Source organism: Amycolatopsis sp. NPDC051106, assembly GCF_040682775.1.
In the GTDB taxonomy this organism is placed as follows: Bacteria; Actinomycetota; Actinomycetes; order Mycobacteriales; family Pseudonocardiaceae; genus Amycolatopsis.
This window is the reverse complement of the sequence record NZ_JBFBBQ010000024.1, coordinates 36,616-51,643: the sequence shown is the minus strand read 5'-3', so window position 1 is coordinate 51,643 and position 15,028 is coordinate 36,616. Positions and strand designations below refer to the sequence as shown.

General features: G+C 69.5%; 14 protein-coding genes. 7 read left to right on the top strand and 7 right to left on the bottom strand.

The genetic code is table 11. From position 1 onward, the window contains the following. Positions 1-2: 2 nt before the first annotated feature. The 6 genes from AB0M83_RS20015 to AB0M83_RS19990 form a co-directional block, all read right to left on the bottom strand. Entirely contained in the window at positions 3-503 is a 501-nt protein-coding gene (locus tag AB0M83_RS20015) for a putative immunity protein (RefSeq protein WP_364519022.1), read from the bottom strand. A gap of 38 nt (positions 504-541) precedes the next feature. Beyond that, positions 542-1,684 carry an FAD-dependent oxidoreductase gene (locus tag AB0M83_RS20010; protein ID WP_364519020.1) on the bottom strand — a complete coding sequence of 381 codons (1,143 nt, stop codon included), beginning with the start codon at positions 1,682-1,684 and terminating at the stop codon, positions 542-544. Further along, positions 1,681-2,001, bottom strand: a complete 321-nt coding sequence (locus tag AB0M83_RS20005; protein WP_364519018.1) for a bifunctional 3-phenylpropionate/cinnamic acid dioxygenase ferredoxin subunit — start codon at positions 1,999-2,001, stop codon at positions 1,681-1,683. The genes AB0M83_RS20010 and AB0M83_RS20005 overlap by 4 nt, the downstream gene beginning before the upstream one ends. 213 nt (positions 2,002-2,214) lie before the next feature. Beyond that, the gene (gene betA, locus AB0M83_RS20000; RefSeq protein WP_364519016.1) at positions 2,215-3,882 is read right to left on the bottom strand and encodes a choline dehydrogenase; all 1,668 of its coding nucleotides are present in this window, start codon (positions 3,880-3,882) and stop codon (positions 2,215-2,217) included. Positions 3,883-3,891: 9 nt separating this feature from the next. Then, entirely contained in the window at positions 3,892-5,451 is a 1,560-nt protein-coding gene (locus AB0M83_RS19995) for an amino acid permease (RefSeq protein ID WP_364519014.1), read from the bottom strand. Positions 5,452-5,475: 24 nt separating this feature from the next. Further along, positions 5,476-6,936, bottom strand: coding sequence for an aldehyde dehydrogenase family protein (locus tag AB0M83_RS19990; protein ID WP_364519012.1), 1,461 nt, complete (start codon positions 6,934-6,936; stop codon positions 5,476-5,478). A gap of 92 nt (positions 6,937-7,028) precedes the next feature. Here AB0M83_RS19990 and AB0M83_RS19985 point away from each other — a divergent pair, with 92 nt between their 5' ends. Both AB0M83_RS19985 and AB0M83_RS19980 read left to right on the top strand, forming a co-directional pair. Next, positions 7,029-7,607 (top strand): TetR family transcriptional regulator, encoded by a 579-nt coding sequence (locus tag AB0M83_RS19985; protein WP_364519010.1) that lies wholly within the window; start codon positions 7,029-7,031, stop codon positions 7,605-7,607. 238 nt (positions 7,608-7,845) lie between these two features. Next, on the top strand, positions 7,846-8,967 hold the full coding sequence (locus tag AB0M83_RS19980; RefSeq protein ID WP_364519008.1) for an aromatic ring-hydroxylating dioxygenase subunit alpha: 1,122 nt from the start codon (positions 7,846-7,848) through the stop codon (positions 8,965-8,967). Here the strand turns inward: AB0M83_RS19980 and AB0M83_RS19975 are convergent. Next, complete coding sequence (locus AB0M83_RS19975) at positions 8,964-9,611, bottom strand: GntR family transcriptional regulator (protein WP_364519006.1); 648 nt, start codon at positions 9,609-9,611, stop codon at positions 8,964-8,966. The two genes, AB0M83_RS19980 and AB0M83_RS19975, sit on opposite strands and share 4 nt — an antisense overlap. Positions 9,612-9,668: 57 nt before the next feature. Here AB0M83_RS19975 and AB0M83_RS19970 point away from each other — a divergent pair, with 57 nt between their 5' ends. Genes AB0M83_RS19970 through purU form a run of 5 tightly spaced genes read left to right on the top strand, consistent with a single transcriptional unit; the run spans position 9,669 to position 15,018 of the window. After that, a complete protein-coding gene (locus tag AB0M83_RS19970) occupies positions 9,669-10,883 on the top strand; it encodes a sarcosine oxidase subunit beta family protein (RefSeq protein ID WP_364519004.1) in 1,215 nt (404 codons plus the stop codon). Between the two features lie 8 nt (positions 10,884-10,891). Beyond that, complete coding sequence (locus AB0M83_RS19965; protein WP_284746047.1) at positions 10,892-11,170, top strand: sarcosine oxidase subunit delta; 279 nt, start codon at positions 10,892-10,894, stop codon at positions 11,168-11,170. Beyond that, positions 11,167-13,704: a 2Fe-2S iron-sulfur cluster-binding protein gene (locus tag AB0M83_RS19960; RefSeq protein ID WP_364519002.1), complete on the top strand. Its 2,538-nt coding sequence runs from the start codon at positions 11,167-11,169 to the stop codon at positions 13,702-13,704. Before AB0M83_RS19965 ends, AB0M83_RS19960 begins: the two co-directional genes overlap by 4 nt. Next, positions 13,694-14,179, top strand: coding sequence for a sarcosine oxidase subunit gamma family protein (locus AB0M83_RS19955; RefSeq protein ID WP_364519000.1), 486 nt, complete (start codon positions 13,694-13,696; stop codon positions 14,177-14,179). The genes AB0M83_RS19960 and AB0M83_RS19955 overlap by 11 nt, the downstream gene beginning before the upstream one ends. Next, entirely contained in the window at positions 14,176-15,018 is an 843-nt protein-coding gene (purU, locus tag AB0M83_RS19950; RefSeq protein WP_364518998.1) for a formyltetrahydrofolate deformylase, read from the top strand. The genes AB0M83_RS19955 and purU overlap by 4 nt, the downstream gene beginning before the upstream one ends. The last annotated feature ends 10 nt before the right edge of the window (positions 15,019-15,028 follow it).

Genomic DNA, 15,028 nt, shown 5'->3' with positions numbered 1-15,028 from the left:
GCTCAGGCGCGGAGAGCCGACTCCAAGCGGCGGTGCAGTTCGCCCAGGCGGGTCCGGCCGGGCTTGCCTTCCGGGAAGCGGCGCAGGATGTCCCGGACCGCCGGTGGTGCGTGGTCGAGCGCCCAGCCGAGCTCGGCTTCCGCGTCGCCGCCGGCCAGTTCGTGAGCCAGCGCCGACTGCTGCGCGGGGCCGACGATGTGCTTCACCTGGTGCGGCGACTCCAGCGGGTGCAGGTAAGCCGCCCCCGCCGCACCGACGGCGGCGCGGGCCGCGGCGGCCGCCACCGCGTCGGAGGTTTCGCCGGCTGCCGCGAGCGCGGCCCAGGCGACCGTGCGAAGCAGCTTCGTGCGCGGAGCGCCCGAAGCGAACTCCTGCGCAGCCGAGATCGCTTCCCGGGGACGAGGATCGCCGGGGACCCGCGACTCGTACAACGGCAACGCCCGCGAAGCGCAGTCGGCCGCCCAGCCCGTCAAGGCCCGCAGCTCGGCCAAGGTCAGCTCCATGTGCCTGAAGCGTATCTTTGAACCGCCGGTTGAGACTTTCAGGCAGCCGCCTGAACGCGAAGCGGACGTCGGAGCCGGTTGAACAGTTTCGGGTTGTTCAACGCGAACACGCCGACGGTGGCACCTTCGCGCGCCCAGACGGCCACGAACGACGAGGACGCCGGGTCGCCGTCCACGAACGAGAGCGAGTCGCCGGGACGCGGGTGGCCGGCGAGCTGCAACCGCCCCGAATACTGGTCCGACCAGACGTAACCGCTCGGTGTGTAGGTGCGCTCGGTGCGGCCGGCCAGCAGGTTCGCCACCGCGACGGGTGCCTGCTCCGACGCGTTCGTCCAGTGCTCGTGCCGCCGTCCGGCGCCGTCGGCGTGATAGCGCGCGACGTCGCCGATCGCGACCACCTGAGGCAGGTCCGTGACCAGGCCGGCGTCGGTGTGGACGCCGTTGCCGACCTTCAACCCGGACCCGGCCAGCCAGTCCGTCGCGGGGGTCATGCCGACGCCCGTCACGACCACGTCGGCCGGCACGAGCGAGCCGTCGGCCAAGCGGACGCCGGCCGCGTCCATGCCGGTCACCGACACCCCGCAGCGCAGGTCCGTGCCGTGGTCGGCGTGCAGCCGGGCGCACACCGAAGCCAGCTCCGGGCCCAGCACGGGCGCCAAAGGCGCGGCCAAAGCCTCCAAGACGACCACTTCGAGGCCCAGCGAACGACACGTCGAGGCCACCTCGGCCCCGATGAACCCGGCCCCGACGATCGCCACCCGGACTCCGGGCACCAAGGCCGCGCGCAAAGCGAGGGCGTCGTCGAGCGTCCGCAGCGTGTGGGCGCCTTCGAAGCCCGGCAAAGTCCGGGCACGACCGCCGGTGGCGATGACGACGCCGTCCGCGTGCACGGAACCGCCGTCCGACAGCAGTACTCGACGCGCGGCCGGCTCCAGGGCCGTGGCCCGCACGCCGAGCCGGAAGTCCAGCGCCAGCGACGCCAGGTCGCCGGCGTCGAGCAGCTCCAGCGAGGCCCGCGAGGCCGTCCCGGCGAGGAACGCCTTCGACAGCGGCGGCCGGTCGTAGGGCAGGTGGGGCTCGTCGCCGATCAGCACGATGCCGCCGTCGTAGCCCTGCGCGCGCAGCTCTTGCGCGGCGCGGACCCCGGCGAGCGACGCGCCGACGACCGCGACGCGCTTCACGCGGCGTCCTCTTTCGCGGCACTCCGCACGTAGATGACACCGTCGTCGACGACCACGGAGTACGTCCGGACCGGCTCCTTCGCCGGCAGGCAGCTCGGCATGCCCGTGCGCAGGTCGAACATCGCCGCGTGCAGCGGGCACTCGACGAAGCAGCCCTCGAGCCAGCCGTCGGCCAGGGAGGCGTCCTGGTGGGTGCACGTGTCGTCGATGGCGTACAGCTCCCCGTCTTCGGTGTGGAACACCGCGATGGCGGGAGACCCGGGGACTCGGACGGACTCACCCGGGGGCAGCTCGTCCACCGTGCACGCGCGAATCATGGGGTCCTCCGAGACTGTTGCGCATAGGGGAACATCAACTGTGATCCGCAACAAAGTCTGAATCCCGGGAAGGGCGTCGTCAAGGGGGTACGCCCCGGTAGTTTCCGCCCACGTCACCGAGCAATCCGGGCACGCCAAACCCGCCACTTTCGTCCTGAAAGTGGCGGGTTTGGGGGCCGAAGGCGGAGCTTTCCCTAGGAAAGATGCATTTCGTCAGTGACGTAACGGTTCGCCGTGGCGGTAGAACGGCGTCTTGACCGGGGCGAGCGGGGTGTTGCCGAGGATGAGGTCGGCCGCCTTCTCGGCGGTCATCATCACCGGCGCGTAGATGTTGCCGTTGGGGATGTAGGGCATGACCGACGCGTCGACGACGCGCAGGCCCTCGGTGCCGTGCACCCGCATCGTCTGCGGGTCGACGACGGACATGTCGTCCACGCCCATCTTCGTCGTGCACGACGGGTGCAGCGCCGTCTCGGCGTCCTTGGCGACCCAGTCGAGGATTTCCTCGTCGGAGTCCACCGACGGCCCCGGCGAGATCTCCCCGCCGTTGTACGGCTCCAGCGCGGCCTGGTTGAGGATCTTCCGCGCCACCCGCACGGCTTCGACCCACTCGCGACGGTCGTTCTCGGTCGAGAGGTAGTTGAACTTGAGCGCCGGGTGCTGCCGCGGGTCGGTCGAGGTGATCTTCACCGAGCCGCGGGTGTCGGCGTACATCGGGCCGACGTGCACCTGGTAGCCATGCCCTTCCGTGGGTGCCGAACCGTCGTAGCGGATCGCCACCGGCAGGAAGTGGAACATCAGGTTCGGGTACTTCACCTCGTCGTTCGAGCGGACGAACCCGCCGCCCTCGAAGTGGTTCGTGGCAGCGGGTCCGGACCGCAGGAACAGCCACTGCGCGCCGATGTAGGGCCGCTTCCACTTCGCCAGCGACGGCTGCATCGACACCGGTTGCTTGCAGGCGTACTGGATGTACACCTCCAGGTGGTCCTGCAGGTTCTCGCCGACGCCCGGCAGGTCCTTCACGACGTCGATGCCGAGCCTCTCCAGGTCGGCCGCGTTGCCGACGCCGGACAGCTGCAGCAGCTGCGGGCTGTTGATCGCGCCGCCGCAGAGGATGATCTCCTTGCCGTACACCTCACCCGGCACCCCGCGGCCTTCGGCGTACTCGACGCCGATCGCGCGGGTGCCGTCGAAGAGGATCTGCGACACGAACGCGTGCGTCTTCACCGTGAGGTTGGGCCGGTTCTCCACCGGGTGCAGGTAAGCGCCGGCCGCGGACAGCCGCCGTCCTTTTCGGACGTTGCGGTCGAAGGCCGCGAAGCCCTCCTGCCGGTAGCCGTTGACGTCGTCGGTGCGCGGGTAGCCCGCTTGCTCGGCGGCGTCGAAGAACGCCTGGAACAAGGGATTCGACGCCGGGCCGCGTTCCAGTTCGAGGGGCCCGTCGTGGCCGCGCCACTGCCCGTCCGGCGCGTCGGCGAGGCAGTTTTCCATGCGCTTGAAGTACGGCAGGCAGTGCGCGTAGTCCCAAGTGGACATCCCGGGGTCGCTCGCCCAGCGCTCGTAGTCCATGGGGTTGCCGCGCTGGAAGATCATCCCGTTGATGCTGGACGACCCGCCGAGCACCTTGCCGCGCGCGTGGTAGATGCGGCGGCGGTTCATGTGCGGCTCGGGCTCGCTGCGGTAGCCCCAGTCGTAGAACTTCGACCCGATCGGGAAGGTCAGCGCGGCCGGCATGTGGATGAAGACGTCCCACTTGTAGTCGGACCGCCCGGCTTCCAGGACCAGGACCTTGTTCGCCGGGTCCGCGGAAAGCCGGTTCGCCAGCGCGCAGCCCGCCGAACCACCGCCGACGATGACGAAGTCGTAGGTTTCGGAACTCATGGGGCCTCCTCAGCCGGGCAAGGTGTCCGGGGCGTTGTCGGGCATGTGCTCGGGACTCGTGTGCGACGAGCCCCACGTGCCGCGCCGGACGTACAGCATGATCGCACCGATGATCACGATCAGCCCGGTGACGATCACCGCGCCCCACTGGAAGTACCAGTGGTCGTCGCCGTAGACCTCGGCGCGCGGCCAGATCAGGTTGACCGTCATCCCGGCGCCGTAGACGACCGCGACCAGGTTCACCAGCGTGCCCCAGCGGCCGAGCTTGAAGTACGGGCCGTGCCCGGGACGCGGCCACTGCCCGCGCAGGCGGCGCAGCAGCATCGGGCCGGTGACCATCAGGTAGGGGATGTAGAACAGGATGATCGCCGTCGAGGTCAGGATGAAGAACGCGCGCTGGTTGCCGAGGTTGATCAGCAGCACCACGACGGTCAGGCCGCCGGTGAGCAGCGCCGGCAGGACCGGCGTCTTCGACCGCGGCGACACCTTCGCCATCGCCTTGCTGAACGGCAGCCGGCCGTCGCGGGCCATCGCCCACGCCATCCGGATCGCCGCGGTCTGCACGGCGAGGCAGCACACGGTGATCGCGATCGCCGAGCAGATCAGGAAGGCGTTGCCCAGCCCGGTACCGAGCGTGCTCTTCAGCAGGTACGGCATGCCGGACGTGCTCAGCTCTTCGGCGTTGATGTCGCCCACGGCCATCATGCCGACCAGCATCACCAGGCCGCCGACGATGAACGACGCCGTGATCGCCCGCAGGATCGCGCGCGGCGCGTGCTTGCGCGGCTGGGTGGTTTCTTCGGCGAGCGAACCCGCGGTGTCGAAGCCGTAGAAGACGTACGCGCTCATCAGCGACGCCACCAGGAACGCCCCGAGGTACCCGAGCGAGTGACCGTCACCCGTGGCGTGCGTCTCGAAGACCACCTGCGGGCCGCGCTTGATGTGGATCGCCAGCGCGATGATCAGCAGGATGACCGCGGACAGCTCCACCGCGACGCCGAAGTTGTTGATCTTCGCCATCAGCTTGACGCCGATGACGTTCACGATCGTGGCGAACACGACCAGCACCAGGGCCAGGATGATGGCGTTCTGCGCGCCGCCCGGGGTGGACGTCAGCCCGGCGTCGGAGTCGCTGCCGACGATCTGGAACGCGGTCGAGACCTGCGGCAGGATGATCTGGTAGGCGACCGCGACGGCGCCGGCCGTGACGATCGCGCCGATGATCATGATCCAGCCGGCCAGCCACGACGTCGCGGGTTTCGCGATCTGTTTCGCCCATTGGTACACCGAGCCGGCGAGCGGGAACTGGCCCGCGAGTTCGGCGAAGCAGAGCGCGACGGCGAGCTGGCCGATGAAGACCAGGGGCCAGGTCCAGATGAACGCCGGGCCGCCCGCGCCGAAGCCGAAGAAGAACAGCTGGAACACGCCGGTCATGATCGAGATGTAGGAGAACCCGGCGGCGAAGCTGGAGAAGGAGCCGAGGGAGCGTTCGAGTTCCTGCCGGTACCCGAACTTTTCGAGGTCGGAGCTGTCGTCGGGCGCGGCGTCCGGCTTTTCCTGTGTGGTCATCGTGGCGTCCTCACGTGGTGGGAGTCATCCCTTGAACCAGTGCTGCGGAACGGGATCGATGTTCTGGTAGACGTGCTTGCTCTCCTGGTACTCCGCCAGCCCGGACGGTCCGAGCTCGCGGCCGATGCCGGACCGGCCGAACCCGCCCCACTCCGCCTGCGGCAGGTAGGGGTGGTAGTCGTTGATCCACACGGTGCCGTGGCGCAGGGCCCCGGCGACCCGCTGGGCGCGGGACGCGTCCGACGTCCACACGGCCCCGGCGAGCCCGTACTCGGTGTCGTTGGCCAGCGCGATCGCGTCGGCCTCGTGCGCGAAGCGTTCCACGGTGACGACCGGGCCGAAGACCTCTTCCCGGACGATCGTCATGTCCCTGGTACAGCCGGAAAACACGGTCGGGCGGAGAAAGAAACCGTTTTCGTACTCCGGTCCTTCGGGGCGCTTGCCGCCCGCCCGGAGCGTGGCGCCTTCCTTGAGAGCGCTTTCGATGTAGCCCTCCACCTTGGCGCGGTGCTGCGCCGAGACGAGCGGGCCCGTCTCGGTCGCGGGGTCGAGGCCGTCGCCGACCCGGATCTTGTCGGCGCGCGCGGCGAGGTCCGCCACGAACCGGTCATGGATCCCATCCTGGATGATCAAGCGCGCGCCCGCTGAGCAGACCTGTCCCGAATGGACGAACGCGGCCATCAGCGCGTAGTCGAGGGCGGTGTCGTAGTCGGCGTCGTCGAACACCACGTTCGGGTTCTTGCCGCCGAGCTCGAGGGCGACGCGGCGGACGCCCTTCGCGGCGGCCGTCATGATCTTCTCGCCGGTCGCGTAGCCGCCGGTGAAGGAGACCAGGTCGACACCCGGGTGCTCGACCATCGCCGCGCCGACCCGGCCGTCGCCGAGCAGCAGGTTGACCACACCCGGCGGCGTCCCGGCCTCTTCCAGCAGGGCGACGAGCTTGATCGTGGTCAGCGGCGTGACCTCGCTGGGCTTGAGCACGACGGTGTTGCCCGCGGCCAGGGCGGGCGCGACCTTCCAGGACATCTGCAGCAGCGGGTAGTTCCACGGCGCGATGAGCGCGCAGACGCCGACCGGCTCGTGCACGATCCGGCTGACGACGGTCGCGCTGCCCGCGTCGACCAAGCGTCCGGCGTCCTTGCCGGCGAGGTCGGCGTAGTAGCGGAAGACGTTCGTCACGTCGTCGATGTCGATGCGGCCTTCGCCCAGCGTCTTGCCGGTGTCGAGGCTCTCGGTGCGGGCGAGTTCTTCGCGGTCGCGGACGAGCAGGCCGGCTACCTTGCGCAGCAGTTCGCCGCGCTCGGTGGCCGTGGTCCGGCGCCACGGGCCCTCGTCGAAGGCCCGCTCAGCGGCTCTGACGGCGGCGTCGACCTCCTCGCGGCCGGCTTCGGCGACCTGTTCGATCACCTGGCCGGTCGCGGGGTTCAGCACGTCGGAGTGACTTTCGGCGTCAGTCCAGACGCCGTCGACGTAAAGGTCCTTCATGCGGCCCCTTCCGGATCGGTAGTGGCTGCTCGGTGCCTTGAGTGCGTACATTTGTACGCGAAGCGTGTACAGATGTCCACAAGGGGGCTTCGATGACGAAGACCGAACCCGGCGCCCGGCGTCGCGGCCCGAACGACCCCGAGCGGCGGGCGCGGATCGCCAAGGCGGCGATCGAGGTCGTCGCCCAGCGGGGGATCGACGGGGTCACGCACCGGTCGGTCGCGGCGGCGGCGGGGGTGCCGCTGGGCTCGACGACCTATCACTTCGCGACCCTGGACGACCTGCTGGAGGTGGCCCTGCACGAGGCCGCCGAGAAGAACGTCCACGCGTTGAAGGAGTGGGAGTCGGCGCTCCCGCCGGACGCCGACTTCGCCGCGGCCCTCTCCGACCTGGTCATGGGCTACATCAACGAGCAGTACCGGGACACGGTCGTCGAGTACGACCTGTACGTCGCGGCCCTGCACCGGCCGGCGCTCCGCAAGGCGAGCGCGGCCTGGGATGAGGCGCTCATCGCGTTCTTCGGCTCCCGCACCGACCCGCTGACCGGCCGTCTCCTGGCCGGCCTGTTCTGTGGCCTCCTGATGCAGGCGGCCCTCGCCGACCCCCGCCCGACCCGCGAAGAGATCGAAACCCTCTTCCGCCGAGCCATCCACGGCCCGGCCAACTCGTAACCCGCGTGATCGAGCACGGAACTCGCGTGATTGAAGCCGTAACTCGCGAGTTCCGTCTTCGATCACGCGAGTTACGGGTCCGGTCACGCCGTGTGGGTGAAACATGCCCGAAACCTGTGGTGGGCGTTGAAAAACTTGGGTTGACAGCGGTCCTGGGTGGCAGTCACTCTGTTCCGGAGTGAGCAACAAGACGCGTTCTGCGCAACTCCGGAACTGATCCGCGGAGAGGACCACGCCGGTGACCACTACCGATCTCCCGCCGAGCCTGCTGGCCACCCTGCCGGGCTCCGCCTACACCGATCCGGCGGTCTTCGCGCTGGAGCAGGCGAAGATCTTCGAGGCCGGCTGGTTCTGCGCCGTGCGCAGCGCGGACCTCGCGGGGCCCGGGTCGTTCGAGACCGTCCAGGTCGGCAAGGAGAGCGTCCTCGTCTCGCGCGGGCGGGACGGGAAGCTGACCGCGTTCCTCAACGTCTGCCGCCACCGCGGCGCCCGGCTCTGCACGTCCGAAAGCGGCAGCGTCAAGCGTGCTTTCCAGTGCCCGTACCACGCCTGGACGTACGGTCTCGACGGCAAGCTCATCGCCGCGCCCAACCTCACCGGCATGCCGGACGTCGACCGCACCGAGTTCGGCCTGACGAAGGTCCACCTGCGCGAGTGGCTCGGCTACGCCTGGGTCTGCCTGGCCGACGAGCCGCCGTCGTTCGAGGAGACCGTCGTCGGCGCCGTCACCGAACGCCTCGGCAGCGCCGAAGTGATCGACGCCTACGGCATCGACGGCCTGGCGCTGGGCAAGCGCATCGAGTACGACGTGAAGGCGAACTGGAAACAGATCATCGAGAACTTCATGGAGTGCTACCACTGCGCGACGATCCACCCCGAGCTCACCGAGGTCCTCCCGGAGTTCGCGGACGGGTACGCCGCGCAGTACTACGTCGGCCACGGCGCCGAGTTCGGCGGCGAGATCCAGGGCTTCACCATCGACGGCGGCGAAGGCGTCGACCGGCTCCCCGGCGTCACCGACGCCCAGGACCGCAAGTACTACGCCATCACGATCAAGCCGGGCGTCTTCGTCAACCTCGTCCCGGACCACGTGATCCTCCACCGGATGTTCCCGCTGGCCCCCGACCGGACGCTGGTGCGCTGCGACTGGCTCTACCTGCCCGAAGTCGTCGAATCCGGCCAAGACCTGACGCGCTCGGTCGAGCTGTTCCACCGCGTCAACCTGCAGGACTTCGAGGCGTGCGAGCGCTGCCAGCTCGCGATGGACTCACGTTCCTACGTCAACGGCGGGGTGCTCGTGCCCAGCGAGCACCACATCGGCGCGTTCCACGACTGGGTCAAGACGCGGCTGGCGGTCTAGATCAACGCCCGGATGGCGGCCTCGAAGCCGGCGACGTGCTCGAGGGTGAGCGCGGCGGCCTTCTCGGCGTCGCCTTCGATGATCGCGGTGAGGAGCGGGACGTGCTCGTCGACGTGGCCGGCCATCCCGGACAGCCGGGGCACGAACACGCACCAGATCCGGGTCGCGAGGTTGTCGTACCGGATCAGCGTGTCCTCGAGGAACGGGTTGTGCACGCACCGGTAGATCGCCCGGTGCAGGGCGAGGTCGGTGCGCAGCAGTTCGGCGTTGTCCCCCGCGGGGACCCCGGCGTCGAGCTGCGCGCGCAGCTCGGTGAGCGCAGCCCGGTCGGCCTCGGTCGCGCGCTCGGCGGCGGCTGCCGTGGCCATCGGCTCCAACGTCCGCCGCACCTCGGAGATGTGCGCGAGGTCGGAGATGTGGACGTCGGTGGCGAACGTCCCCCGCCGCGGGTAGGCGACGACCAGGCGTTCGGACTCCAGCCGTTTCAGCGCTTCGCGGATCGGCGTCCGGCCCATGCCGAGTTCGCTGCCGAGCTCCTCTTCGTTGAGGGGGGAGCCCGGCGCGATGTCGAGCATGACCAGCCGGTCGCGGATGAAGACGTACGCCTGTTCCGCCAGCGAAGGGGCATTGACCTGTGGGTGCACGCCGCTTAGCCTACATCGACGATTGATATATCAGAAGTCGACCACGAAGGGTGCGCGATGACCGACCTGCCGGAGCACCCGGACTTCCTCTGGGACAACCCCGACCCGAAACCGGCCTACGACGTCGTCGTCGTGGGTGGCGGCGGACACGGGCTCGCCACCGCGTACTACCTGGCCAAGGTGCACGGCATCACAAACGTCGCCGTGCTCGAGAAGGGCTGGCTCGCGGGCGGGAACATGGCCCGCAACACCACGATCATCCGCTCCAACTACCTCTGGGACGAGAGTTCCGGCATCTACGAGCACTCCCTCAAGCTGTGGGAAGGCCTCGAAGAGGACCTCGGCTACCCGATCCTGTTCAGCCAGCGCGGGGTGCTGAACCTGGCGCACAGCCTGCAGGACGTCCGCGACAGCGTCCGCCGCGTGGAGGCCAACAAGCTCAACGGCATCGACGCCGAATGGGTGGACGCGGCCGGCGTCAAGGAGCTCTGCCCGATCGTCAACACCGCCCCGGACGTCCGGTACCCGGTGCTCGGCGCGACCTACCAGCCACGCGCGGGCATCGCGAAGCACGACTACGTGGCCTGGGGCTTCGCCCGCGCCGCCCACGAAATGGGGGTCGACCTCATCCAGAACTGCGAGGTCACCGGTATTTCGACGGTGCAGGGCCGAGTTACCGCGGTCGAGACGTCGAGGGGCCGGATCGTCGCCGGCAAGGTCGCGCTGTGCGCCGCCGGGCACTCGTCGGTGCTGGCCCGCATGGTGGGTCTCGACCTGCCGCTCGTGTCGCACCCGTTGCAGGCGCTGGTGTCCGAGCTGCTGGAGCCGATCCACCCGACGGTCGTCATGTCGAACGCCGTGCACGTCTACGTTTCCCAAGCGCACAAGGGCGAACTCGTGATGGGCGCCGGCATCGACAGCTACAGCGGCTACGGCCAGCGCGGCTCGTTCCACATCATCGAGGAGCAGATGGCCGCCGCGCTGGAGCTGTTCCCGGTGTTCGCGCGGGCGCACCTGCTGCGGACGTGGGCCGGGATCGTCGACGTCAGCCCGGACGCGTCGCCGATCGTCGGGCTCACCCCGGTCGAGAACCTGTTCCTCAACTGCGGCTGGGGCACCGGCGGCTTCAAGGCCACGCCGGGGGTCGGCGACGTCTTCGCGGCCACCATCGCGCGCGGCAAGCCGCACGAGTACGCCGAGCCGTTCAGCCTCGACCGGTTCACCACCGGTGCCCTCGTCGACGAACACGGCGCCGCCGCCGTCGCGCATTAGGAGCTTTGATGCAACTGATTCCCTGCCCGTGGTGCGGGCCACGCGAAGAGGCCGAGTTCCACTACGGCGGCCAGGCCCACGTCGCCTACCCCGAAGACCCGGCCGCACTGTCCGATGAGGACTGGGCGAAGTTCGTCTTCTTCCGCGCCAACCCCAGCGGGCCGCTGGCCGAGCGCTGGAGCCACTCCGCGGGCTGCCGCCGGTGGTTCAACGCCGTCCGCGACACCCGCACCCACGACCTCCTGGCGGTCTACCGCCTGGACGAGCCCAGGCCGGTGATCTCATGACCCGGCTGTCCGGCGTCCCGCTCAAGTTCACCTTCGACGGCCGCGAGCTGACCGGTTTCCTCGGCGACACCCTGGCTTCCGCGTTGCTGGCCAACGGCATCCACCAGGTCGCGACCAGCATCACCTACGGTCGGCCGCGCGGCATCGTCGCGGCCGGCGTCGAGGACTCGAACGCCCTCGTCCAGATCGAAGCGCCGTTCCCGGAGCCGATGCTGAGCGCGACCACCGTCGAGCTGTACGACGGCCTGGAGGCCCGTGGCCTGCGCGGTCGGGGACGCCTCGCCGCCGAACCGGATCCGGCGCGGTACGACGCCAAGCACGCCCACTGTGACGTCCTGGTCATCGGCGCCGGCCCCGCCGGATTCGCTGCCGCGGCCGAAGCCGAGGGCCGGGTGTTGCTCGTGGACGACCAGCCCGACGGCGAAGCTCCGGAGGGTGTCCGGTTCCTCTCGCGCACCACGGCGTTCGGCATCTACGACGACGGGTTCGTGCTGGCTTTGGAGCGCCGAGGCGAGCCCGCCGCGCCCGAACGGATCTCGCGGCAGCGGGTGTGGCGGATCCGGGCTCGAAAGATCGTGATCGCCACCGGTGCCCACGAGCGGCCGATCGTGTTCCCGGACAACGACCGCCCCGGCATCATGCTCGCCGGTGCCGCGCGCACGTACCTGAACCGCTACGGCGTCCTGGCCGGGCGGCGGGTGGTCGTGTTCACCACCAACGACAGCGCGTACGACGCCGCCTCCGACCTGGCCGGCGCCGGCGCCGAGATCGTGCGGATCGTCGACGCCCGCGAGGGCTACGGCGTCATCGGCACCGACGGCGACTCCCGCATCACGGCCGCCCACGTGGCGAAACTGGGGGAGATGCGGGGGGAGCGGGTCGAGTGCGACCTGCTGCTCGTGTCCGGCGGCTGGAACCCGGCCGTGCACCTGTTCAGCCAGGCCCGCGGCAAGCTCCGGTACTCGCCGGAACTCGGCGCGTACGTCCCGGACGGCAACCTGCCGACCGTCAGCGTGGTCGGTGCCGCTGCCGGGGAGGGCCTGCCGGAAGCGAAGATCCTCTGGCAGGTACCCGCACCCGAGTCCGAAGTGGACACCAGGTTCGTCGACCAGCAGCGCGACGCGACCGTGTCGGACGTCCTGCGTGCCACCGGCGCCGGGCTGCGCTCGCTGGAGCACATCAAGCGCTACACCACGATCGGCACCGCCCACGACCAGGGCAAGACGTCCGGCATGCTCGCCGCCGGCATCACCGCGGAAGCTCTCGGTGTCGACTTGGCGACACAGCGGCCGACGACGTTCCGCCCGCCGTACACGCCCGTGCCGTTCGCGGCGCTGGCCGGGCGGCACCGCGGTGAGCTGCACGATCCCGTGCGCGTCACGGCGATCCACCCGTGGCACGTCGAGCACGGCGCCGAGTTCGAGAACGTCGGCCAGTGGAAGCGGCCGTGGTACTACCCGCGACCGGGCGAGTCGATGCACGACGCCGTCCGGCGCGAGTGCCGTGCGGCGCGCAACGACGTGGCCGTCATGGACGGGTCCACCCTCGGCAAGATCGACGTCCAGGGCCCGGACGCCGGCTGGTTCCTCGACATGCTCTACACGAACATGATGAGCACCCTCAAGGTCGGCCGGATCCGCTACGGCGTGATGTGCGGCGTCGACGGCATGGTGATCGACGACGGCACGGTCATCCGCGTCGGCGAGGAGCGCTTCCTCGTCACCACCACGACCGGCAACGCGGCGATGGTCCTCGAATGGATGGAGGAGTGGCTGCAGACGGAATGGCCGCACCTCGACGTCTTCGCGACGTCGGTCACCGAGCACTGGGCCACGATGCCGCTGGTCGGGCCGCGTTCCCGGGAAGTCCTCGGCCGCTTGGCGCCGGACCTCGACGTCTCGAACGAGGCCTTCGGGTTCATGACCTGGCAGGACGCCGAAGTCGCCGGAATCGCCGCCCGCGTCTGCCGGATCAGCTTCTCCGGTGAGCTGGCCTACGAGATCAACGTCCCGTCGTGCTACGGACTCGCGCTCTGGCAGTCCATAGTGGACACAGGCGCCACGCCGTACGGCACGGAGACCATGCACGTCCTGCGCGCCGAGAAGGGCTACCCGATCATCGGCCAGGACACCGACGGCACGGTGACGCCGCAGGACCTCGGCATGTCGTGGGCGGTGTCCAAGAAGAAGGCGGACTTCCTCGGCAAGCGGTCCTTCGCCCGCGCCGAGAACAACCGCCCCGACCGCAAGCAGCTGGTGGGTTTGCTCCCGGTGGATCCGTCGGTGCGCCTGCCGGAAGGCTCCCAGCTCATCGAATCGGAAGTGGTGCCCGAGCCGCCGGTAAGGATGCTCGGCCACGTCACCTCCAGCTACGACAGCGCCGCGCTGGGCCGGACATTCGCCTTGGCCCTGGTGCGCTCCGGGCGTGAGCGCGTCGGCGAAACGCTCTACGTGCCGGTCGGCGACCAGGTGGTGCCGGTGACGGTGACCGAATCCGTGCTCTTCGACAAGGAAGGAGCCCGCCGTGACGGTTGACGCGGTCGAAGAACCGTTTCGCACCCAGTTCACCGTCCGCCTCCGCGACGGCGACACCCTCCTCGGCGTCGCCCTGCCCGCCCCCTGCACCTTCACCACCGGCAACGGCGTCGACATCCTCTGGATGGGCCCCGACGAGTACCTCGTCCTGGGACCGGCACTTTCACGTGAAAGTGCCGACCTGGAGGGCGCACTTTCCCGTGAAAGTGTGGTTTTGGCGGTGGTGGACGTGTCGTGTCAGCGCAACGTCGTGCGGCTGACCGGGGAGCACGCGCGGGATGTGCTGGCGCACGGGTGCTCGATCGACCTCGACCCGGCGGTGTCGCCGCCCGGCACCTGCGTGCAGACGCTGTTCGCGCGCACCGGGATCGTGCTGATGGTGCGGGAAGAGGGCTTCACGATCCTCGTCCGCCAGTCGTTCGCGAACTACTTCGCGGCGTGGCTGGCCGACGCGAGTCTGGAGTACGTCTCGTGACCTTCACCCTGACGCTCAAGTGCCCCGAACGCTCGGGCATCGTGCACGCCGTCACGACGTTCCTCGTCGGGCAGGGCTGCGACATCGTCGAGCACCAGCAGTTCGACGACGACGTCCGCGGCTCGCTGTTCCTGCGCACGTCGTTCACCTGCCCGGGACCGGCCACAGTGGACGATCTCACGCGGGCGTTCGCCCCGGTAGCCGGCGACTTCGGGATGGAGTTCGGGTTCTCCGACGGGACGCCGCCGCGGATCCTCGTGATGGTCTCGAAGTTCGGGCACTGCCTCAACGACCTGCTGTTCCGCTGGCGCGCGGGCAGCCTCGGCGCGGACATCGCCGTCGTCGTGTCCAACCACGAAGACCTGCGGCCGATGGCCGAGGCGGCCGGCGTCCCGTTCGTGCACGTGCCCGTCACGGCGGAGACCAAACCGGAGGCCGAGCAGCGGCTGCTCGACCTGGTCGGGGAGTACGCCGCGGATCTGGTGGTGCTCGCCCGGTACATGCAGGTGCTGTCCAACGAGCTGTGCCAGAAGCTCGAAGGCCGCGCGATCAACATCCACCACTCGTTCCTGCCCGGCTTCAAGGGCGCCAAGCCCTACCACCAGGCCTACGACCGCGGCGTGAAGTACGTCGGCGCGACCGCGCACTACGTCACGCCCGACCTCGACGAGGGCCCGATCATCGAGCAGGAGGTCCAGCGCGTCGACCACACCCACTCGCCGCGCGAGCTCGTGACCGTCGGCCGTGACGCCGAAGCCCTCGCCCTCTCCCGCGCGGTGCGGTGGCACTGCGAACGCCGCGTCCTGCTCAACGGCAACAGCACCGTCGTATTCCGGTAGAAGGAGTTCG

Bases quoted from the DNA above. Each gene is read 5' to 3' on its own strand.
- AB0M83_RS20015 (WP_364519022.1), bottom strand. From the start codon at position 503: ATGGAGCTGACCTTGGCCGAGCTGCGGGCCTTGACGGGCTGGGCGGCC.
- AB0M83_RS20005 (WP_364519018.1), bottom strand. From the start codon at position 2,001: ATGATTCGCGCGTGCACGGTGGACGAGCTGCCCCCGGGTGAGTCCGTC.
- betA (WP_364519016.1), bottom strand. From the start codon at position 3,882: ATGAGTTCCGAAACCTACGACTTCGTCATCGTCGGCGGTGGTTCGGCG.
- AB0M83_RS19995 (WP_364519014.1), bottom strand. From the start codon at position 5,451: ATGACCACACAGGAAAAGCCGGACGCCGCGCCCGACGACAGCTCCGAC.
- AB0M83_RS19990 (WP_364519012.1), bottom strand. From the start codon at position 6,936: ATGAAGGACCTTTACGTCGACGGCGTCTGGACTGACGCCGAAAGTCAC.
- AB0M83_RS19985 (WP_364519010.1), top strand. From the start codon at position 7,029: ATGACGAAGACCGAACCCGGCGCCCGGCGTCGCGGCCCGAACGACCCC.
- AB0M83_RS19970 (WP_364519004.1), top strand. From the start codon at position 9,669: ATGACCGACCTGCCGGAGCACCCGGACTTCCTCTGGGACAACCCCGAC.
- AB0M83_RS19965 (WP_284746047.1), top strand. From the start codon at position 10,892: ATGCAACTGATTCCCTGCCCGTGGTGCGGGCCACGCGAAGAGGCCGAG.
- AB0M83_RS19960 (WP_364519002.1), top strand. From the start codon at position 11,167: ATGACCCGGCTGTCCGGCGTCCCGCTCAAGTTCACCTTCGACGGCCGC.